This is a genomic window from Pseudomonas sp. B28(2017), from assembly GCF_002113025.1.
GTDB lineage: Bacteria > Pseudomonadota > Gammaproteobacteria > Pseudomonadales > Pseudomonadaceae > Aquipseudomonas.
On record NZ_NEJH01000015.1, the window covers coordinates 72260 to 92655 of the forward strand.

Genomic DNA, 20396 nt, shown 5'->3' on the forward strand with positions numbered 1-20396 from the left:
CGTACTTGTCTTCTAACCGGGGAGGCCCCATGCCGCCTGTCGCCACCGCACTGACCATCGCTCAACTGTTCGCCAACGCTGCCCAGGCCTACGGCGACCGCCCGGCCATCGAGGACGCGGGCCACATCATCAGCTACCGACAACTCGACCAACTGCGCCGCCAGGCTGCCCGCGCGCTACTGGCCCTCGACGTACAGGTCGGAGACCGCGTGGCAATCTGGGCGCCCAACGTATGGGAATGGATCGTCGCCGCCGGCGCCCTGCAAAGTGTCGGCGCCGCCCTGGTGCCGCTCAACACCCGGATGAAGGGCAGCGAGGCCGGCTACATCCTGCGCGAAAGCGGCACCTGCGTGCTGTTTGCCATCGGCGAGTTCCTCGGCGCGGACTACCCCGGCATGCTGGCGTCGGAAGACCTGCCTGAGTTGCGCCACATTGTCAGCGTGCGCGGCGTCAATTCGGGCACCCTGGCGTGGGAGCGGTTCATGGATCTGGCGGCCGATGTGCCGCAACTGGCGTTGCGCACCCGCGAACAGAGCGTTGGCCCGCAGGCCTTGTCCGACGTGCTGTTTACCTCTGGCACCACCGGCAAACCCAAAGGCGTGATGACCAGCCACGGCCAGAACCTGCGCATCGTGCGTGACTGGAGCGATATCGTCGGTTTGTGCGAGAGCGATCGCTACCTGATCGTCAACCCGTTCTTCCATTCCTTCGGTTACAAGGCCGGCTGGCTGGCAGCGCTGATGCGCGGCTGTACCCTCCTGCCGCAGCAGGTGTTCGACGTGCAGGCCGTGCTCGAATGCGTGCAGCGTGAACGCATCACCGTGTTGCCCGGGCCACCGACGCTGTATCAATCGTTGCTGGCCCATCCGCAACGCAACGAATTCGACCTGAGCACCTTGCGCGTGGCGGTGACCGGGGCGGCGGCGATTCCGGTGGAGATGATCCACCGCATGCGCGACGAACTCGGATTCGCCACCATCGTCACCGCGTATGGGCTGACGGAAGTCTGCGGTTTCGCCACGATCTGCCGCGCCGGCGACTCGGCGGAAAAGGTCGCCAACACCAGTGGCCGGGCGATGCCGGGGGTGGAAGTGCGCTGTGTCGGCAGCAGCGGTCGCAGCCAGCCAGCCAACATCTCCGGTGAAGTGCAGATCCGCGGTTACAACCTGATGCAGGGTTATCTCAACAACCCCGAAGCCAGCCAGGAAATACTCGACGCCGACGGCTGGCTGCACACCGGCGACATCGGCATGCTCGACGAACAGGGTTACCTGCGCATCACCGACCGCCTCAAGGACATGTTCATCACCGGTGGCTTCAACGTGTACCCGGCGGAAATCGAACAATGCCTGCTGAGCTATCCGGGCGTGGCCCAGGCAGCGGTGATCGGTATTCCTGACGAGCGTCTGGGTGAAGTGGCGATGGCGTTCCTGCTGCCCGCGCCGGGAACGGACATCGAACAGGCACGGTTCCTCGCCTGGTGTCGTGAGCAGATGGCCAACTACAAGGTTCCGCGCCGGGTGCAGGTGTTGCAGAGCATGCCGACCAATGCGGCGGGGAAAGTGACCAAGAATGTGTTGCGCGAGTGGGCGCTGCAGCCAGTCAGTTAATGCAATCCATGTGGGAGCGAGCCTGCTCGCGAATGCGCAGTGTCAGCCGACATCAATGCTGGATGTGCCGACGCCTTCGCGAGCAGGCTCGCTCCCACAGTTTTTTGTGTTTTAGCGACCTAGATCACCCGCGCCGGATGCTGCTGGCGCGGGTCGCCGAGCATGGCGCGGTGGGACGGTGGCTGGCGGCCTTCGGCTTCGCTGATGCCGTAGCCGGGGGCGATTTCGGCGGTGATCAGGGTCTGCCCGGATAACGCCATCAACTGCGGATCATTGAGTAAGGCATGAATCACCCGTCCATTGAATTGCGGGGTTTCAGCGTGGGCCAGAAATGCCTGGTACTGTTCGCCATGCTGTTCGCCGGCAATCTTCGTGCGCTCGGTCAGTTGCGGGCCGAGCCACAGCGACAACGCCGCCACCCCCTGCCCTTCGAAATCGATCGCCATGTCGGCCGCCAGCTTGTCGACTCCGGCCTTTTGCGCACCGTACGCCGGGCCGTGCATGTAGCAGCCGGCGCCGAATGACGAAGTGAAGCAGATCAGGCCTTGAGCACTTTTCAGCAACAACGGGGCGGCGTAGTAGCTGGCGATGTAGGCCGAGCGCAGACCGACGTCGAGAATGCGCACCAGCTCCAGCGGCTTGGCCCAGAACGGTCCTGGCTCGATCAACTGGTCATGAATGAACGCGGCGTTGTTCACCAGCAAATCCAGATGCCCGCACTCATCTTCCACGCGGGCAAACAGCGCCCGAACCTGCGCGTCATCGGCGTGGTCACAGACCACCGCGATCCCGCGTCCACCGGCCGCGGTGATCGCGGCAGCAGTGTCCTCCAGCGAACCGCGCAAGGCGTGCCCGTACAGGTTCGACCCGCCCTGCGTCGGGGCACGACCGGTGACATACACCGTCATTCCCGCCGCCCCCAGGGCCAGGGCAATGCCCTGCCCCACTCCGCGACTGGCGCCGGTCACCACGGCTATCTGTGAACGCTGGCTGTTCATTCGACACTCCCGAACAAGGTTTTCGCTGAAGCGGTTTCGCTCTGGCGCTTGATGTGATTGGCCGCCAGGTAACCGAAGGTCATCGCCGGGCCGATGGTCGAGCCGGCACCCGGATAGGTGCGACCCATCATCGAGGCGGCGCTGTTGCCGATGGCGTACAGGCCGTTGATCGCTTGCCCGTCCTCGTGCAACACCCGGGCGTGCACGTCAGTCAGCAGGCCACCCTTGGTGCCGATGTCGCCGGCATCGATGCGCACGGCGTAAAACGGCCCTTTGAGCAACGGTGCCAGGCACGGATTGGGTTGCACGTTCGGGTCGCCGTAATAGCGGTCGAACAGTGATTCGCCCTTGTGGAAATCCTCGTCGACGCCCTGCACGGCCATGCCGTTGAAACGCTGCACAGTGCGCACCAGTCCGGCACTGTCGACGCCGATTTTCGTCGCCAGCTCTTCCAGGCTCGACGCTTTGTGGAAGTAGTCGCGCAGGTGCTCTGGCAATTGCCAATCGCGCTGGGCATAACCCGGCAGCAAGGCGCCGCACGGGTACTTGCGCCGGAACTCGGCGTCGAACACCATCCAGCACGGCACGCTCGTGGCGCCTTCGCGGTTGTTGGCGTACATCGCATAAACGATATCGGTATAGGGCGCGGCTTCATTGACGAAACGCTCCCCCGCCGCATTGACCATCACGCACCCGGGCAAGGTTCGCTCGACAAACAATGCACGCTGCTTTTCTTCGCCCTTGACGTAAGTGGTCGGCGCCCACCAACTGTGCTCCATCAACGCGGTCCGCGCGCCGATGGCCTGGCCGGCGCGAATGCCATCTCCGGTATTGTTGGGCGGCGTGGCACTCCAGCCGGCCTGGGACGGCTGTGGCAGGTACTGCTCGCGCATCGCCTGATTACGTTCGAAGCCACCGGCGGCGATGATCACGCCGTAGCGCGCCTTGACGTTGAGCAACTGGCCGTTGCGATTGACCCGCGCCCCACCGACCCGGTCGCCGACCAACAGTAATTCTTCCATCGCACAGTTGAGCCACAGCGATTTGCCGCGATCCTGCAACGAACAGCGCAAGGCCCCGATCAAGGCATTGCCCAGGGTCAGGTAGCGGTCGCGGCGCGACAAGCGCCGGCCCTCGCGGTCACGCCAGTAGCGCCACATCACCCGCAGGGTCAGGCGCAACCAGCCGGGGCCACGGCACAGCAGCACTTGCGCCTCTTTCATGGTCATCGCCATGCGCCCCATCATCAGGGTGCCGGGGGACGGCGCACGCATGCGCAAGAATTCTTCGCCCAGTTCGGCGGCATTGAACGGTTGCGGATCCATCGAGCGATAGCCCGGCTTGCCGCCTTCGACCTCCGGGTAGTAATCGGCGTAGCGAGGTTGCGCCTCGAAGCGCACGCGGGTGTGTTTTTCCAGGTACTCGACCATCTCCCGACCGTGCTCGACATAGGCTTCGATGCGCCCGTCGTCGATCTCGCCGTGGGTCACCGCACGGATATAGGCAATCGCTTCGGCCGCCGAATCACTGCCGCCCAGGGCCTTGATCCGATGGTTGTCCGGGATCCAGATACCGCCACCGGATACCGCCGACGTGCCGCCGTACTCACCGCTCTTTTCGATCAGCAGCGTATTCAGGCCCAGGTCATGGGCGCGCAGCGCAGCGGTCATGCCCCCTGCTCCGGAGCCAATCACCAACACATCACAGCACTCATCCCATTTGATCCCGGCAGCGTTCATGCGATCACCCTTGTTCAGCGCCCATCAGGCAGAAACCGCCACCGCCGGATCTTCGCCCGGTGCAGTCGGTCTCGGGATTGTTCGCCGCGCGCGCCGGGTGTTCATCGTCCGATGGGACTAAGGCGAACACCGCAACGGCCCCCTGCAAATCGCGTAGTCCGCTTGGACGATGTTGCGCGCAAGTCGTGACTCCATAGTCGCCCACAGCACCAATCACCCCCCTGAATTGCAGGTCGGGCAGGTCTGACCTGGGCCATGAGGACGACATGATAAAAACAATAATCGCCCCACCAACACAGCACCCTCGCGTACAGCTGGCTTTGCTGTTGCTGGCTGGCGGACTAAGCGCTCACGTGAATGCCATGAGCTTTCAGCCAAGCGAAGACTTGAGCATCGACTGGGACACCACACTGACGTACAGCCTCGCCTGGCGGACCGAGTCGCGCGATCACAAACTGACCGCCAATGCCAACGCCAACGACGGCGACAACGCGTTCGACAAAGGCAGCCTGATCAACAACCGCAGCGGTTTTCTCACCGAAGCCAACATCAAGTGGCAGGATGACTACGGCGTGTTCGTCCGGGCGACCGGTTTCTACGACAACGTTTACGATCAGGACAACGACAACACCACCGGCACATCCAACTGCTTCGCCGGTGGCCATTGCAGCAAACCCGACCGTTTCCCCCAGGACACCATCGACCAGCACCGCAATGAATTGCGCATGCTCGATTACTACGCCTATGGCACCTGGGACCTGAGCGGCCACGCCTTCAACGCGCGCCTGGGTAACCAGGTGGTGAGCTGGGGTGAGAGCCTGTTCTACCCGGGAATTTCCGCGGCCCAGAGCCCGGTGGACGCGACCAAGGCGACCACCCCGGGTGTCGAGGTCAAGGAAATCCTGCTACCTGTCGGCCAACTGTTCACCCAGTTCGCCCTGACCGAAAGCCTGGGTATCCAGGCCTACTACCAATACAAGTGGGAAAAGACCGAGCTGTTCGGCGTGGGTAGCTACTTCTCCACCACCGACTTCATCGACGAGGGTGGTTTCAATGACGCCTCCGGTTTCGTCACCCGCCTCAAGGACGACAAACCGAGCGACAGCGGCCAGTACGGTCTGGCCTTCACCTACGCCGCCGAGTCGCTGAACAACACCGAGTTCGGCATCTACTACTCGCGTTATCACGACAAGACCCCATCGCTGGACTTCGCCTCGACCCTGGGCCGCTACCAGGTGCGCTATTTCGACAACATCGACCTGTTCGGCGCGAGTTTCGCCACGGTGCTGGGCGACGTCAGCTGGGCTGGCGAAGTCAGCTACCGCGACGGTACGCCGGTGATGGTCGACAACGGTTTCTCCAGTCCCGTGCGTGGCAAAACCATGCAGGCGCAGACGTCACTGATCTACGTGGTCGGCCCGACGTCCTTCGCCGACAACACCACCCTGACCGGTGAGCTGGTCTACAACACCGTGATCAGCAACGACAAGTCGCAGCCGGTAGCCCTGGCGCCGGGCTTCTCGCTGCCGGGCACCGACAGCCTGGTCTTTGACCGCGATGCCTGGGGCTACACGGTGCAGGCGAACTTTGACTACAACGACGTGTTCAGCGGATGGGACATGTCGGTACCTGTCACCTTCAGCGCCGCCGCCCACGGTGACAGTTCGATGGTCGGCTCGATCAACGCCGGCCAGAACGATAACCGCGCCAGTATCGGCAGCTCGTGGCGATACCTCGGCAACTTCACCGTCGAGGCCCGCTACAACGCCTACCTCGGCAACGCCAACAACAGCCCGTTGGCCGACCGCGACAACGTCGCGCTCAACTTCAAGTACCGGTTCTGATTCCCCAATCGGAGGAGCACAGCATGTCCAGATTCACCCAAACATTATTGAGCACCGCGTTGACCGTCGGCCTGCTCGGCAGTGGCCTGGCCTACGCCAGGGTCAGCCCCGAAGAAGCCGCCCGCCTGGGCCAGGACCTGACCCCGATGGGTGCCGAAAAGGCCGGCAACGCCGATGGCAGCATCCCGGCCTGGTCCGGCAAATGGCGCGGCCTGCCGCCAGGACTCAAGTACGCCGGGCCCGGCACGCCGTACCCGGACCCGTATGCCACGGAAAAACCGCTGTTCGTGATCGATTCGAAGAACATGGACAAGTACGCCGACAACCTGACCGATGGCCAGAAAGCGCTGCTCAAGCGCTATCCTGATACCTTCAAGATCCCGGTGTACCCGAGCCACCGCGACTTCCGTCTCGATCAGCGCCTGGAAGACCAGATCAAGAAAAACGCCGTCACTGCCGAACTCGACAATGACAACAACGACACGAAAAACGCCTGGGGTGCCTCGCCGTTCCCGATCCCGAAGAACGGCAGCGAGTTGATGTTCAACCATACCTTGCAAGGCCGTGCCAACACTGAAGAGGCCAACTATGGCCAGGCCGTGGTGTATTCCAACAAGGAAAAGGTGCTCGAAGAGGTCAACTACAAGATCTTCTCGATCTGGTCCAGCCCGGACAAAACCCTGGAGACCGCCAACGGCGTGCTCACCAACTTCCTGATCACCACCCTGGAACCGGTGCGCAAGAAGGGCGAGATCGTCGTCGGTCACGAGTTCATCAACCCGACCGCCTCCCCGCGCCAGGCCTGGCAGTACAGCCCGGGCCAACGCCGGGTACGTCGCGCACCGACCGTGGGCTACGACTCGCCAACCGGCGCCGGCGGTTTCCGCGTGTACGACGAAGACCGTTTGTTCAACGGTGCGCCGGACCGCTACAACTGGACCATCGTCGGTAAAAAGGAAATCTACATTCCGTACCACAACTACAAGATCGACGACCCGAGCGTAACGGCCGACCAGATCCTGTCCACCACCGGTCACGTCGATCCGCAGTACATGCGCTACGAGAAACACCGCGTCTGGGTGTTGCAGGCCAACCTCAAGGAAGGTGCCCGCCACGTGTACGCCAAGCGCGTGATGTACCTGGACGAGGACACCTGGTCCGCGACCATGGCCGACAACTACGACAGCCGTGGCCAGTTGTGGCGCACCAACATGCAGACCTCGATCTACGCCTACGAGCTGCAGCGCTACCACGCCCGCCTCGGGATCTACCACGATCTGATCGCCGGCTCCTACCTGGTTGACCGCATGCTGGTCGATCAGAAACCAGCCAAGCTCAACGCCACTGCCTTCACCGAAGACGAATTCACCCCTGGCAACCTGCGCAAACTCGGCACCCGCTAAAACCTGGACGCCCCGGCCGATTCATTCGGTCGGGGCGTTATGCTTTGTAAAATCCGCGCCTCCCACGGAAGACTGCCCATGAATAAACGCCTCACCGGCATCATCGCCATGGCCAGCGTTGGCCTGTCGATGCAAGCCAACGCCCTGAACATCCTGCTGACCAACGACGATGGCTGCCGCGCGCCCGGCATCGATGCGATGTACCGCGCCCTGACCGCCGCCGGGCACAAGGTCACGCTGGTCGGCCCGTTGAACGACAGCAGCGGCATCAGCGCCGCCAGCGTAGTCGTGCCTGGCCAGGCCCTGGCGGTGACCGAACTGGCACCGGGCAAATTTTGCGTCGGACCACCGCAGGGCTACACCCCGCCTGCCGGCAAGACCTCTGCTATCGGTACGCCAGTGGATGCGGTCAATGTCGGCCTTGATGTGATCCTCAAGGATTCGCCGCCAGACCTGGTGGTGTCGGGCAGCAACTTTGGCGAAAACGTCGGCCCGCTGACGCAGATGTCAGGGACCCTGAACGCTGCGGTACGCGCGATGTTCAAAGGGATTCCGGCGGTGGCGGTGTCCACGGCCATCGACATGGACCTGATCATCCGCGACCAACAGGCCGGCTACCGCAAGACCCTCGGCGCCATGGACGATACGGCGCGGTTTGCAGTGAACGTCATAGAACAAGCGAGCCTGGCCGGCGTAGAAGCCAGACAGGCTTGCGCCAAAAACAAACACTCGTGCGAGCTGAATGTACTGGGCCTGCCAGGGGTGAACGGCTTGAACCTCAACTATCCGCCGCTACCGCCAGGCGAAATCAAAGGCGTAAGCTTTGCCCCGATCGGCAATTGGGATCGCGTGAACTTCACCTCACAGCGCGGCGCCGACGGCGTGGTCCACGTCAATCTGGCCGCGCCGTCGACACCGACCGAAGTCCAGCAACAGGCTGATGCCTATCAACTGTGGCAAGGCCACGCGGTGATCACCGTGATCGACGGCAACATGACCGCGCCGGAGGCGGTGCAGGATCAGGCGAAGAAGATATTGCGCGGGATCAAGCCTTAACACGGCACGGAACCTGTGGGAGCGAGCCTGCTCGCGAAGAGGCCGGCACTTCCGACAGAGAGGTTGCCTGACACTCCGTCTTCGCGAGCAGGCTGGCTCCCACAGTTTCATTCACTGAAGTCAGATTGTGGGCTGGAACGGCACAAACTCGGTCACTTCCAGATCGAACCCGGACACCGCCTTGTAGGGCACCGGTGAGCTCATCAGGCGCATTTTGCGCACGTTCTGGTCGCGCAGGATCTGCGCGCCGATGCCCAGGGTCCTCTGCGGAAATTGCGGTGTACGCAGTTTGCCGCCGCTGCGCTGGCGCAACTGTTCGAGCACACCGTCAGCGGTTTCCTTTTGTGCCAGCAACACCAGTACGCCGCAATCGGCGGCAGCGATGCTCGCCAGCGAACGCTCGAGGGTCCACTGCTGCGCCCCGCTCTCGCTTTCACACCCAAGCACATCACGCAACGTCTCGATGCTTTGCACCCGCACCAGTACCGGTTGGGTGCTGTCGATCCGGCCTTTGACCAGCGCCAGGTGCAACGAGCCCTGGTAGGCATCCTGATAGGTCGTCACCTGGAACTCGCCGTGACGGGTATGCAACGGATACTCGCCGCCACGCTCGATCGTGCCTTCATGCAGGATGCGGTAGTGAATCAGGTCGGCAATGGTGCCGATCCGCAAGCCATGCTGTTGGGCGAACTCGTGCAACTCGGGACCACGGGCCAGGTCGCCGTCCTCGTTGAGAATCCCCACCAGGGTTGCCGCCGGCTGCAGGCCCGCCAGACGTGTCAGGTCGCAGGCGGCCTCGACATGCCCGGCCCGCTGCATCACGCCACCGGGCAAGGCCTGTACCGGGAAAATATGCCCCGGTTGCACCAGGTCCGACGGACCGCTGGCCGGGTCGACCGCCACCTGGATCGAGCGCGCCCGGTCCGCCGCCGAGATACCGGTAGATACCCCGGTGGCGGCCTCGATCGAGCGGGTAAACCCCACGCCATGTTGTGCGCGGGAGTTGGGCACCATCAGGTCCAGGCCCAACGCACGGCAGCGCTGTTCGGTCAGAGCCAGGCAAATCAACCCGCGGGCCTGTACCGCCATGAACGTGACGGCCTCGGCCCCGGCCTGTTCGGCGGCCATCAGCAGGGAGCCTTCGCCATTGTTTTCGTCGTCGGTGATCACCACCATCCGGCCGGCGCCGATGGCTTCGATCAATTGCGGTATCGTGTTGAAGGCCACACCGCTCATTTGAGTGCCCCGCGCAGCTCAATCGCCGCCTCGGACAACACCTGTGCCGCACGCTCGACAAACGGTGCCATGCTGACAAAACCATGGATCATGCCTTCGCAGCGCTGCACCCGCACCGACACTCCGGCTTCGCGCAATGCCTGGGCGAACGCCTCGCCTTCGTCACGCAAAGGGTCGAACTCGGCGGTGATCAGGGTGGTCGGCGGCAAACCGTCCAGGCTGTCGGCGCGCAATGGCGAAGCCAATGGATCATCCGCCTGCCCGCTCTCTTGCAAATACTGCTGCCAGAACCAGCGCATCATCGCAGCGGACAGCAGATAACCATCGGCGAAGTCGTCGAACGAAGGACTGTCGCACGCTGCATCGGTCACCGGATAAAACAGGCACTGATGACGGACTTTCGGCCACTGCCGTTGCGCGGCCAAGCGGCTGACCGCCAGTGCCAGATTGCCCCCGGCACTGTCGCCGGCCAAGGCCAGTCGACAGCCATCAACGCCGAGTCCGGCGGCCTGTTCGACCAGCCAGCAGGTGGCCGCATAACAATCGAGGGGTGCCGCCGGGAAAGGGTGTTCCGGTGCCAGTCGATAGGCCACCGACACCACCACCGCCCCGGTCTGACAGGCCAGTGAGCGACAGAGATTGTCGTGGGTATCGAGATTGCCCATGACAAATCCGCCGCCATGGAAAAACACCAGCAACGGCAGGTTGGGCTCATCCGATGGCCGATACAGCCGTGCATCCAGCTCGCCGTCCGCGCCGGCCACCCGCAGGGCGCGCACGTCGCTCATCGGATCGCCGGGGATGGCCGGCAGCAGGTTGTCGGAAAACTGCCGGTACCGGGCGGCATCGACCTGGCTGAAATCGGGCTCCGGGATGTCGCGAAACTGCTGGAGTACGCCAGCGATCTGCTTATCGAGCGGCATGGGCTTGGTCCTCTACGTCGGCCATTTGAAACTGCGGATTGGTCTCGCCCAGGATGCTGTGTACCCGCCGTTCAAGGGCCGCTTTGAAACCCTTGTGGGGCAGAATCCAGAAACGTTTTTGCGCGACGGCGGCGAACACTTGCGCGGCCAGTTCAGCCGGGGTCATGCCCTGGCGAATACTGCTGTCGAGCAGTTGACTGAAGTCGGATCCGGCGGTGTCCACCACCTGATTCGACGCCATGATTTCACTGGCCACCGGCCCCGGGCAGAGCACCGAAACCGACACCGGCGCACCGAGCATGGCGAGTTCGTAATGAAGGGTTTCCGAAAGCGCGACCACGGCCTGCTTGGTCACGTTGTACGGCGCCATCAACGGACTGCTGACCAGCCCGGCAAGGGACGCGGTGTTGATCACATGGGCTGCCCGGCCCTGACTGATCAACAGCGGCACAAAGCAGCGAATGCCGTTGATCACGCCATTGAGGTTGACGTTCAGCATGCGCTGCCATTGCGCCTCGGTGATTTCCCAGCTGAAACCGGTTTGCATCACGCCGGCGTTGTTGAATAGCAGGTCAACCCCGCCAAAGTGCTCGACAGCCCGGTCACGCAAGCGCTCGACCTGTTTCACATCACTGACATCGGTGACGCAGGCAATCGCTTGCACTCCGCCGGCCGTCAATTCGTCGCACAGGGCTTGCAGGCCCGCTGCATCCCGATCCGCCAGCACCAGGCGCATGCCCAGCGTCGCCGCGTGTTCGGCCAGGCCACGGCCAATTCCACTGGCGGCGCCAGTAATCACCGCTACCGGCCCTTGTTCATCACTCATCGCCAACTCCTGCCACAGGTCCTATGGCGCCAGTAGAGCGGGCCTGCATAAAGCAGCCATCGTCCATTCAGACGATGCCCGCTTTTACAGGGCCGGCAGAATCCGTTACATGCGCCAAACCCGTGATCCCTTGGGAGAATAACAAGATGAGTACCCTGCACCGCATCGAAGCCAAACTGCTGGAAGACCGCTACGCCCGCGGCTGGCATTGCCTGGGCTTGGCCGCGCAATACCGCGACGGCAAGGCCCATCGCCTGGAGGTGTTCGGCACCCGTCTGGTGGCGTTCCAGGGTGAAGACGGCGAGCTGCATATTCTCGATGGTTATTGCCCGCACATGGGCGCTGACCTGAGCACCGGCTGCGTTGAGGGCAACTCGATTCGCTGCCCGTTCCACGCCTGGCGCTGGGGCGCCGATGGCGTGTGCGATGACATCCCTTATGCCAAGCGCATTCCGCCCCGGGCCAAAATCAAAAGCTGGCCGATCATGGAAGAGAACCAGCTGCTGTTCGTCTGGAATGACCCCGAAGGCAACCCGCCGCTGCCCGAACAACGCATTCCGCGCATCGATGCCTGCTTCAGCGACGAGTGGGCAGCCTGGGAAGTCGCCGAATTGCAGATTGGCACCAACTGCCGCGAACTGATCGACAACATCGCCGACATGGCGCACTTCGGTACCGTGCACGGCGCGCCGGTCGAAGAGTTCATCAACATATTCCAAGGCCACCTGGCGACCCAGATCATGCGCGCCCGCAGTGAGCGTCTGTCCGGCGACAGCGTGTTGACGACCGAAGCCACCTATTTCGGCCCGGCCTATCAAATCACCGAAATGAGCGGCGCCATGAACGGCCAGCCGATCCACTCGATCCTGCTCAACTGCCACGTGCCGATCGACCTCGACAGTTTCACCCTGCGTTACGGCGTGCTGGTGAAAAAAATCCCGGGCTTGAGCGAAGAGCAGAACCAGGCGATGGCCAAGGCCTACGTGGCGCAGGCTCAGGCAGCCTTCTACGAAGACGTGGCCATCTGGCACAGCAAGACCCGCGTCGACAATCCGCTGCTGTGTGACGGCGACGGTCCGGTCTATCAGTTGCGCCGTTGGTACGAGCAGTTCTACACCGATGTCCAGGCGCTGTCGGCGGACGTTGCCGAACACAAGAAGTTTGTCGTGCGCGCCAGCGAACGGGTCTGACCTCAGCGGCTTTTCGCCCGCCCCGGGCCTGAGCGGCAGCCGCCGGTCAGGCCCTGAGCCCGAGCGTTGCAAGGAGTCGATACCGGCGCTTATTCTCGGCCACCGCCAACGCTAATAATAAAAACGGTTTTTCCCCATGCAGCAGAGCCTCAGTCTCGATACGTTCAGTGATTTGATCGGCAACCTCTATCAGGGTCCGCTGGAAAACATTCCCTGGGCCACCTTTCTCAATCAACTCAACGTGCACCTGGACAGCAAATACGTGACCTTCATCCTGCGTCCGCCCAGCGCCCACGTGGACGGCTTGATGGTCAACACCACTGGCACCTCGACCGAGGCGACCGCGTCCTATAACAAGCACTTTTTCAGCCTCGACCCGTTTGTCGACCTGCCCAACCGCCAGGTCGTGACCCTCGCCGAGTTCGTCTCCAACGACGACTGGCAGAACTCCGAGTTCTACAAGAATTTCCTCGAGCCGGTGGACGTGTTCCACATCCTCGGCGCCGACATCAACACTGTCGACGGCGCCCAGTGCCGCATTCGCATCAGCCGCGGGCGTGACGACAAGCCCTTCGGCAATGAAGAAAAGGCCATGCTCACGCATTTCATTCCGCACCTGGAGCGCTCGATCAAGATCCATATGCAGCTCAACCGCATCGAAGCCGAACGCAACCTGTACGCCGGCGCGGTGAACCAGATGGCGGTCGGCACGATCATCCTCGACGAGTCCGGCAAGGTGCTGCAGACCAACCAGGTTGCCGACCGGCTGATCCAGGAAAAAGACGGCATCAAACTGGTCAACGATGGCCTGCAGGTCGGTACGGCCCGGGATACCCAGGAGTTTCGTCGACTGGTCAAGCAGTCACTGCTGTCACAAAAGAGCAGCAACCCGTCGGTGGTTGAAGCCCTGCGCGTGCAGCGGCCGTCCGGGAAAGCGGATCTGGGGATCATCGTGCGATCGGTGCCATTGACGGACTGGAGCGAGGGCAAGCAATGCCCGACCGTGGTGATTTTCATCAGCGACCCGGAGCAACAGTCCACTGCACCGCAGGAAATCGTTCGCGCGCTGTTCGACTTCACCCCGGCGGAAACCCAACTGGCGATGCTGTTGGCCAACGGCCTGACCCTCGACGAAGCGTCGGAAGAGCTGGGCATCAGCCGCAACACCTCGCGGGCACACTTGCGCTCGACCTTCTCCAAGACCGGCGTGACCCGCCAGACCATGCTGGTGCGCCTGATCCTGCGTAGCGTAGCGACCCTCGGCTAACAGCCATTGCCGCCTCGTCCGCTCGGACGATGGCGGCCTGCGTTGTACAGCGCACAGTGTCTTTATCCCAAACAGGGGACTGCCCATGCGCAACTGCCCAACCATCCTCAAGACTGAACTGCTGGCGCAAAGCGGCCACTTTCAGATCGAAGCCCTGCACCTGCAATTCAGCAACGGCCAGCAGCGGGTCTACGAACGCCTGCGCGGCACCGGTTATCGCTCGGTGATGCTGGTGGCGATGCCCGATCCGCAGCATGTGTTGCTGGTGCGCGAATACGCGGTCGGTGTGGAAAAAACCATACTCGGCCTGCCCAAGGGAGGTGCTGAGCCTGATGAAGACTATTTGCAGGCAGCCCAGCGCGAGCTGAGTGAAGAAGTCGGCATGCGCGCCGAACGCCTGACCGAACTGGGCGAACTGACACTGGCACCGGGACACCTGTGCCACCGCTACAAGGTGGTACTGGCCGAACAACTGAGCCCCTGCCAACTGCAAGGCGACGAACCCGAACCGCTGGAGTGCCTGCGCGTACCTCTGGCGCAGATTCCCGAACTGGTGGCCCGTGGCGACCTCCATGAAGCCCGGGCCATTGCGGCGTTGTTCATGGCAATAGGCGCCCTCGCCCGACGAACCTGACACCCATCAGTACCTGCTCGCGACGAGGCCAGCACATCCAGCATCCACATCGCCTGACACACCGCCATCGCGAGCAGGTTCGCTCCTACAGGGGATCACGGCCAGGCACAGATCCCGGGAACCCCCACAAGGGAGGGGACAACTTCAAATTGATCGTCTAGTCCATTCGGACGAAGCCACTCGCGTGGCCGTCGCCATAACCTGTCTCTACAACAATAAAACCGTGTCGAGACCCATCATGCGCAAATCTACTTGTGCTCTGTTCATCATCCTCTGTGCGGGTGCTTCCACCAGTCTGTGCCAGCTGTTCAAGAACGAAGCCTACCGACCGTCCATGGCCTACTTCAGCTGTTCGAGTACGGCGATCAATTGTTATCCGCCCGTGGTGCGCAATCTGCTGCCTTGAGCACGGTTTCCACCGGCCATAAAAAAACCACCGGATCGGTGGTTTTTTCGTTGCCGCATTAATCAGGTAGGCAGTACCCCCCTGGCCCGCGACAGAGTCAGCGCCAGGTCTTCGATCATGTCTTCCTGACCGCCCACCGTGCCACGTCGCCCCAGTTCCACCAGCAGTTCGCGGGCCGGGATGCCGTACTTTTGCTCGGCGCGCTTGGCGAACAGCAGGAACGAGCTGTAGACGCCCGCGTAACCCAGGGTCAACGCATCACGGTCGAGGCGGATCGGCTGATCCATCATCGGCACCACCAGGTCTTCGGCCACGTCCATGATCCTGTACAGATCCACACCACTGTTGACGCCCATACGCTCCAGCACCGCGACAAACACTTCCAGCGGCGTATTGCCCGCTCCCGCGCCAAGGCCCGCTACCGATCCGTCGATCCGCGCAGCACCGGCCTCGATGGCGGCCAGGGAGTTGGCGATGGCCATGCCCATGTTGTGGTGGCCGTGGAAACCGACTTCGGTCCCGGCATTCAGCCCGGCGCGCAAAGCACCGATTTTTTGCGCCACTTCATCGGGCAGCATGTAGCCGGCCGAGTCGGTGCAATAGATGCAATTGGCGCCGTAGCTTTCCATCAACCGCGCCTGCTCCAGCAGTTTCTCCGGGCTGACCATGTGCGCCATCATCAGGAAGCCAACGGTGTCCAGGCCCATCTTCGCCGACATGCCGATGTGCTGACCGGACACGTCCGCTTCGGTGCAGTGGGTCGCCACGCGAATGGTCGATACGCCATGTTCGTGGGCCATCTTCAGATGGTCGAGGGTACCGATCCCCGGCAACAACAGGGCCGAAACCCTGGCCTGTTTCATCTGCGGGATCACCGCGGCGAAATACTCCTCGTCGCTGTGGGCCGGGAAACCGTAGTTCAGCGACGCACCGCCCAGGCCATCGCCGTGGGTGATTTCGATCAGCGGCACGCCCGCGGCATCGAGGCCGGTGGCCACCGAGACCATTTGTTCCAGGCTGATCTGATGCTGTTTGGCATGCATGCCGTCGCGCAGGCTCATGTCATGCAGACGGACGCTCTTACCTTGCAAATTCATGGCAATACTCCACTCAACGGACGGGCAGTTGCAGGGTGCCCTTGTGGGCTTCTTCGGCGAACATCTCGGCCGTGCGCAAACCGGCAGCGGTCATGATGTCGAGGTTGCCGGCGGACTTGGGCAGGAAATCGCCGAGGCCTTCGACCTCGATGAAAATCGACACCTTGCGCCCGTCGAACACCGGCCCGTTGATCAGCTTGTAGCCGGGCACATAGCGCTGCACTTCGCGGACCATCTCCAGCACCGAGGTGCGGATTGCATCCTGGTTCGGTTCGTCATCGGTCAGGCAGTGGATGGTGTCGCGCATCATCAGCGGCGGCTCGGCCGGGTTGATCACGATGATCGCCTTGCCGCGTCGGGCACCGCCGATATTCTCCACCGCACCGGCTGTGGTGCGGGTGAACTCGTCGATGTTCTGCCGCGTGCCCGGGCCGACCGAACCGGAGGACACCGTGGCAACGATTTCGCCGTAGCTCACCGGCTGCACCCGCGACACCGCCGCCACCATCGGGATGGTCGCCTGGCCACCGCAAGTGACCATGTTGACGTTCATCGCCAGGCTCGACGCGTGCTCCTTGAGGTTGACCGGCGGCACGCAGAACGGGCCGATGGCCGCCGGCGTGAGGTCGATCATGATCACCCCGAGTGCGTTGAGCTTACGGCTGTTTTCCGCATGCACGTAGGCCGAAGTGGCATCGAAGGCAATTCGAATGTCGTCGTCGAGGACGTGGGGCAGCAGCCCGTCGACGCCATCAGCGGTGGTCTTCACGCCCATTTCGCGAGCGCGCTTGAGGCCCTCCGATTGTGGGTCGACGCCGACCATCCATACCGGCTCGATCCATTGCGACCGGTACATTTTCATCAGCAGATCAGTGCCGATGTTGCCCGGGCCGATAATGGCCGCTCTGAGTTTTTTGCTCATTCGGTCTAACTCCAAAAGTCAGGCGCAGAAAGACACCCGGGCACTGCCCAGGCCATCGATGGTCAATTCAAAACGGTCGCCGGCACGGGCCGGTTCCAGCGGTACCAGGGAGCCGGACAGGATGATTTCCCCGGCCTTGAACGGAATGCCGAAGGCGCCCAGGGTGTTGGCCAGCCAGGCCACGGCGGTCAGCGGATTGCCCTGCACCGCCGAACCCAGGCCCTCGCTCAGGGGCTGGCCATTCTTGAACACGCGCATGCGCAAGTTGGGCAGGTCCAGCTCACGCGGATCGACCTTGCTGTCGCCCAGCACGAACACGCCGCAGGAGGCGTTGTCGGCCACGGTGTCCTGGATGCGGATGCGCCAGTCGTGAATCCGCGAGTCGACGATCTCGAAGCACGGCATCACGTATTCGGTGGCGGCCAGCACGTCGGTTTCGGTGATGCCGGGGCCGACCAGATCCTGTTTGAGCCTGAAGGCGATCTCGCCCTCGGCGCGGGGCTGGATCAGCTTGTTGGCGGCCAGGGAAATCTGCGCATCGTCATCGAACGCCATCTGCCGCGTGATGAAGCCGAAATCCGGCTGATGCACGTTGAGCATCTGCTGGACCGCCACCGAGGTCACGCCAATCTTCTTGCCGACGATCCGGTCGCCGGCCGCCACCCGACGCTCAATGGCGTACAGGGAAATGTGATAGGCGTCTTCGATGCTGATCGACGGCCAGCGCTCGGTCAGCGGCGCCAGGGTGGAGCCGCTGAGCAGCGCCTGATAAAGCTCTTCGCCGAACTCTCGGCGCAATTGCACGCTCATCCGCGGGCCTCCTGAAGAAATGCCAGGCACTGGCGGTTGAACAGATCACGATGCTCGACCTGGACCCAATGCCCGCATTCGCTGAGCATCATGAAACGGATGCCGGAGCAGTTTTCAAGCATGGTCCGGGCACCGGAGGACGGGCAGAACTTGTCGTTCATGCCCCAGAAACCGAGGATCGGGCACTGCAGCTCGCCCAGGCGCGCGGTCATGTTCGGCACCTGCATGGTCGACAGCACACACACCGGTTGCTGTTGCACCACAGCCACCCGTTCGTTGACCGTTTCGTCGCTGATCAGGCTTTCATCGAACAGTTGCAGGGCCAACAGACGACGCATGCCTGCCGCATCGTTCAGCTCACCCTTGGCGAAGGCCGCGCCCATTTTCTGGATGCCTTCCATTTGCAGGTAATACTGTTCCTTTTCCATCAGGCCACCGGGGGCCATCAGCACCAGACGGCTGACACGCTGCGGTTGGTCGAGGGCCAGTTTGATCGCGATCGCGCCGCCCAGGGAGTTGCCGACCAGCACGCAACGCTGGATATCCAGGGCGTCGAGCAGACCGCTCAGCGCGGCAACGAAGAAGTCCAGGGTGTAGAGGGTGTCGGGTTTGTCCGAAGCGCCGTAGCCCGGCAAATCCGGGACGATCACCCGATAGCCTGCTTCGGCGAACACCGGGTAATTCTGCTTGAAGTTGCTGTGACCGCTGGCGCCCGGCCCGCTGCCATGGATGAAAATCACCGGCTCGCCGCTGCCGGTGTCTTTGTAGTGCAGCTGCAAACCATCCGGCAGCGTAACGAAGTGCCCTTGCGCTGAAGCGCCCATAAGGTGTCCTCCCGGCCTGTTATTGTCGCCGGATTATTCCGAGGGCCCGGACAATCAACATCGTCCGACAGGACTACGCGCCTGTGCTGTGTAGGAGCGAACTCGCTCGCGATGAGCCTGAGAACACCGCGGGGTGCCAGGCATCCAGCGTCATCGTTGACGTCCATCGCGAGCAGGTTCGCTCCTACAGACAATCTCTAGTCCCTTTGGACGTTGGCCTGCCGGGGTTGCAGACCTAGCATCGGTTAAATTCCCGAGCGACTGAACGAGGCCCCCCCATGCTTGATCCGATGGACTTTCGCGGCAAAGTGGTACTGGTCACCGGCGGCGGCAAAGGCGTCGGGCGCGGCATCAGCCAGCGCTTCCTCGAGTGCGGCGCCGACGTGGTGATCTGCGGTCGCGAAGCCCCGCCGACCTTGCCTGCCAGTGGCGGGCGCGAGGCGTTGTTCGTGGCCTGTGACCTGCGCGACGTCGAGCAATCGGCAGGCCTGATCGCGCGGATCGTCGAGCGCTTCGGCCGCCTCGATGTGCTGGTCAACAACGCCGGTGGTTCACCGAATGCCGAGGCCGCAACGGCCTCGCCGCGTTTCAGCGAAGCGATCATCCGCCTGAACCTGATCGCGCCACTGAACCTGTGCCAGCAAGCCAACCAGGTGATGCAGGCCCAGGCTGACGGCGGTGCGATCATCAACATCTGCAGCGTCAGCGCCACCCGCCCTTCCCCCGGCACTGCGGCATATGGCGCGGCCAAAGCCGGTCTGCTGAACCTGACCACCTCGCTGGCAGTGGAATGGGCGCCGAAGGTGCGGGTCAACGCCGTGACCGCCGGGCTGATTCTCACCGAGCAGGCGGCCATGCATTATGGTGACGACGCGGGCATTGCCCGGGTGGCGGCGACCATTCCGCTGCAACGCCTGGCAGCCCCTGAAGATATTGGCGATGCCTGTTTGTACCTGGCCTCGAAGCTGGCCAGTTACGTCAGCGGCGCGGATATCGCCGTGCATGGCGCCGGAGAACGCCCGGCATTTCTCGATGCGGCCCAATCCCATTCATAAGAGGACTTTCGAAATGCCCGTAGCCAGCCACAGCGTTGTACTGAACCTCACGCAACAAGCAGCCTGGGCCAGACTACGCGACCTGAGCCTCGCCCCGCACTATGTTCCAGGACTGACCGGTTGCCGGTTTCATCCCGGCGCACAGGAAGGCGTCGGCGCCAGTCGCCGGGTGCTGCGCAAGGGCGGTCAGTATCTGGATGAAAGCGTGGTGCAGTGGCAGGAAGGCACGGGGTTCGTGCTGCGGTTGCACAAGGGCGGCAATGACTCGCCCTTTCCGTTTCGCGAGGCGAGTTTCAGTTATGCCTTGCAAGCCGAAGGCAACGCGACCCGCATCACCCTGCAAATGAGTTACAGCCTGCGCGGTGGCAGGCTGTTTGAAGGGTTGCTGGCCAAGGCTTTCAACAAGGTGGTGAAGCAGATTGCCGAGAATCTCAAGGCCTACTACGAAACCGGCCGCACTCAGAATCCGGATATGGCTGTCAGCACATCCAACATCGATGTTGCCTGACACGCCGACTTCGTCGGAACGCCGCCCGGGGCAAGCCCGCTCCCACAG

19 protein-coding genes are annotated in these 20396 nt (G+C 62.7%); 10 read left to right on the forward strand and 9 right to left on the reverse strand.

From position 1 onward, the window contains the following. The first annotated feature begins 29 nt into the window (after nt 1-29). The gene (locus CAF65_RS25370) at nt 30-1610 is read left to right on the forward strand and encodes a FadD3 family acyl-CoA ligase (protein ID WP_085718737.1); all 1581 of its coding nucleotides are present in this window, start codon (nt 30-32) and stop codon (nt 1608-1610) included. Nucleotides 1611-1729: 119 nt separating this feature from the next. Here the strand turns inward: CAF65_RS25370 and CAF65_RS25375 are convergent, their stop codons facing one another. Then, nucleotides 1730-2608, reverse strand: a complete 879-nt coding sequence (locus tag CAF65_RS25375) for an SDR family NAD(P)-dependent oxidoreductase (protein ID WP_085718738.1) — start codon at nt 2606-2608, stop codon at nt 1730-1732. Then, complete coding sequence (locus CAF65_RS25380) at nt 2605-4347, reverse strand: FAD-dependent oxidoreductase (protein WP_085718739.1); 1743 nt, start codon at nt 4345-4347, stop codon at nt 2605-2607. The genes CAF65_RS25375 and CAF65_RS25380 overlap by 4 nt, the downstream gene beginning before the upstream one ends. A gap of 266 nt (nt 4348-4613) precedes the next feature. Between CAF65_RS25380 and CAF65_RS25385 the strand changes: the two genes are divergently transcribed. The 3 genes from CAF65_RS25385 to surE all read left to right on the forward strand — a co-directional run bounded on the left by CAF65_RS25385 (nt 4614) and on the right by surE (nt 8650). Continuing rightward, nucleotides 4614-6191, forward strand: a complete 1578-nt coding sequence (locus CAF65_RS25385; RefSeq protein WP_085718740.1) for a DUF1302 domain-containing protein — start codon at nt 4614-4616, stop codon at nt 6189-6191. 23 nt (nt 6192-6214) lie between these two features. Continuing rightward, nucleotides 6215-7594, forward strand: coding sequence for a DUF1329 domain-containing protein (locus CAF65_RS25390; RefSeq protein ID WP_085718741.1), 1380 nt, complete (start codon nt 6215-6217; stop codon nt 7592-7594). Nucleotides 7595-7672: 78 nt separating this feature from the next. Next, nucleotides 7673-8650: a 5'/3'-nucleotidase SurE gene (gene surE, locus CAF65_RS25395; protein ID WP_085718742.1), complete on the forward strand. Its 978-nt coding sequence runs from the start codon at nt 7673-7675 to the stop codon at nt 8648-8650. Nucleotides 8651-8770: 120 nt separating this feature from the next. Here the strand turns inward: surE and ribB are convergent, their stop codons facing one another. Genes ribB through CAF65_RS25410 form a run of 3 tightly spaced genes read right to left on the reverse strand, consistent with a single transcriptional unit; the run spans nt 8771 to nt 11635 of the window. After that, a complete protein-coding gene (gene ribB, locus CAF65_RS25400) occupies nt 8771-9886 on the reverse strand; it encodes a 3,4-dihydroxy-2-butanone-4-phosphate synthase (RefSeq protein WP_085718743.1) in 1116 nt (371 codons plus the stop codon). Then, nucleotides 9883-10809 (reverse strand): alpha/beta hydrolase, encoded by a 927-nt coding sequence (locus tag CAF65_RS25405; protein WP_085718744.1) that lies wholly within the window; start codon nt 10807-10809, stop codon nt 9883-9885. The genes ribB and CAF65_RS25405 overlap by 4 nt, the downstream gene beginning before the upstream one ends. After that, complete coding sequence (locus tag CAF65_RS25410) at nt 10796-11635, reverse strand: SDR family NAD(P)-dependent oxidoreductase (protein WP_085718745.1); 840 nt, start codon at nt 11633-11635, stop codon at nt 10796-10798. The genes CAF65_RS25405 and CAF65_RS25410 overlap by 14 nt, the downstream gene beginning before the upstream one ends. 146 nt (nt 11636-11781) lie before the next feature. Here CAF65_RS25410 and CAF65_RS25415 point away from each other — a divergent pair, with 146 nt between their 5' ends. From CAF65_RS25415 to CAF65_RS28540, 4 genes are all read left to right on the forward strand, one after another. Further along, nucleotides 11782-12825, forward strand: coding sequence for a Rieske 2Fe-2S domain-containing protein (locus CAF65_RS25415; protein WP_085718746.1), 1044 nt, complete (start codon nt 11782-11784; stop codon nt 12823-12825). A 136-nt stretch (nt 12826-12961) separates the two neighbouring features. Next, nucleotides 12962-14092, forward strand: coding sequence for a helix-turn-helix transcriptional regulator (locus CAF65_RS25420; protein ID WP_085718747.1), 1131 nt, complete (start codon nt 12962-12964; stop codon nt 14090-14092). Nucleotides 14093-14177: 85 nt separating this feature from the next. Then, a complete protein-coding gene (gene nudE, locus CAF65_RS25425) occupies nt 14178-14726 on the forward strand; it encodes an ADP compounds hydrolase NudE (protein WP_085718748.1) in 549 nt (182 codons plus the stop codon). A 238-nt stretch (nt 14727-14964) separates the two neighbouring features. After that, complete coding sequence (locus CAF65_RS28540) at nt 14965-15132, forward strand: hypothetical protein (protein ID WP_178076742.1); 168 nt, start codon at nt 14965-14967, stop codon at nt 15130-15132. 62 nt (nt 15133-15194) lie between these two features. On the opposite strand, the gene dmpG is transcribed toward CAF65_RS28540, so the two are convergent. The 4 genes from dmpG to CAF65_RS25445 are packed head-to-tail and all read right to left on the reverse strand — an operon-like array spanning nt 15195 to nt 18785. Next, nucleotides 15195-16229 (reverse strand): 4-hydroxy-2-oxovalerate aldolase, encoded by a 1035-nt coding sequence (gene dmpG / locus CAF65_RS25430; RefSeq protein ID WP_085718749.1) that lies wholly within the window; start codon nt 16227-16229, stop codon nt 15195-15197. 13 nt (nt 16230-16242) lie between these two features. After that, nucleotides 16243-17151 carry an acetaldehyde dehydrogenase (acetylating) gene (locus tag CAF65_RS25435; protein WP_085718750.1) on the reverse strand — a complete coding sequence of 303 codons (909 nt, stop codon included), beginning with the start codon at nt 17149-17151 and terminating at the stop codon, nt 16243-16245. An 18-nt stretch (nt 17152-17169) separates the two neighbouring features. Continuing rightward, nucleotides 17170-17961, reverse strand: a complete 792-nt coding sequence (locus CAF65_RS25440; RefSeq protein ID WP_085718751.1) for a fumarylacetoacetate hydrolase family protein — start codon at nt 17959-17961, stop codon at nt 17170-17172. Continuing rightward, nucleotides 17958-18785: an alpha/beta fold hydrolase gene (locus CAF65_RS25445; RefSeq protein WP_085718752.1), complete on the reverse strand. Its 828-nt coding sequence runs from the start codon at nt 18783-18785 to the stop codon at nt 17958-17960. The genes CAF65_RS25440 and CAF65_RS25445 overlap by 4 nt, the downstream gene beginning before the upstream one ends. 278 nt (nt 18786-19063) lie before the next feature. Between CAF65_RS25445 and CAF65_RS25455 the strand changes: the two genes are divergently transcribed. Together CAF65_RS25455 and CAF65_RS25460 are read left to right on the forward strand one after the other, a co-directional pair. Then, entirely contained in the window at nt 19064-19840 is a 777-nt protein-coding gene (locus CAF65_RS25455) for an SDR family oxidoreductase (protein WP_085718754.1), read from the forward strand. Between the two features lie 13 nt (nt 19841-19853). Next, a complete protein-coding gene (locus CAF65_RS25460) occupies nt 19854-20348 on the forward strand; it encodes an SRPBCC family protein (protein WP_085718755.1) in 495 nt (164 codons plus the stop codon). Nucleotides 20349-20396: the final 48 nt, after the last annotated feature.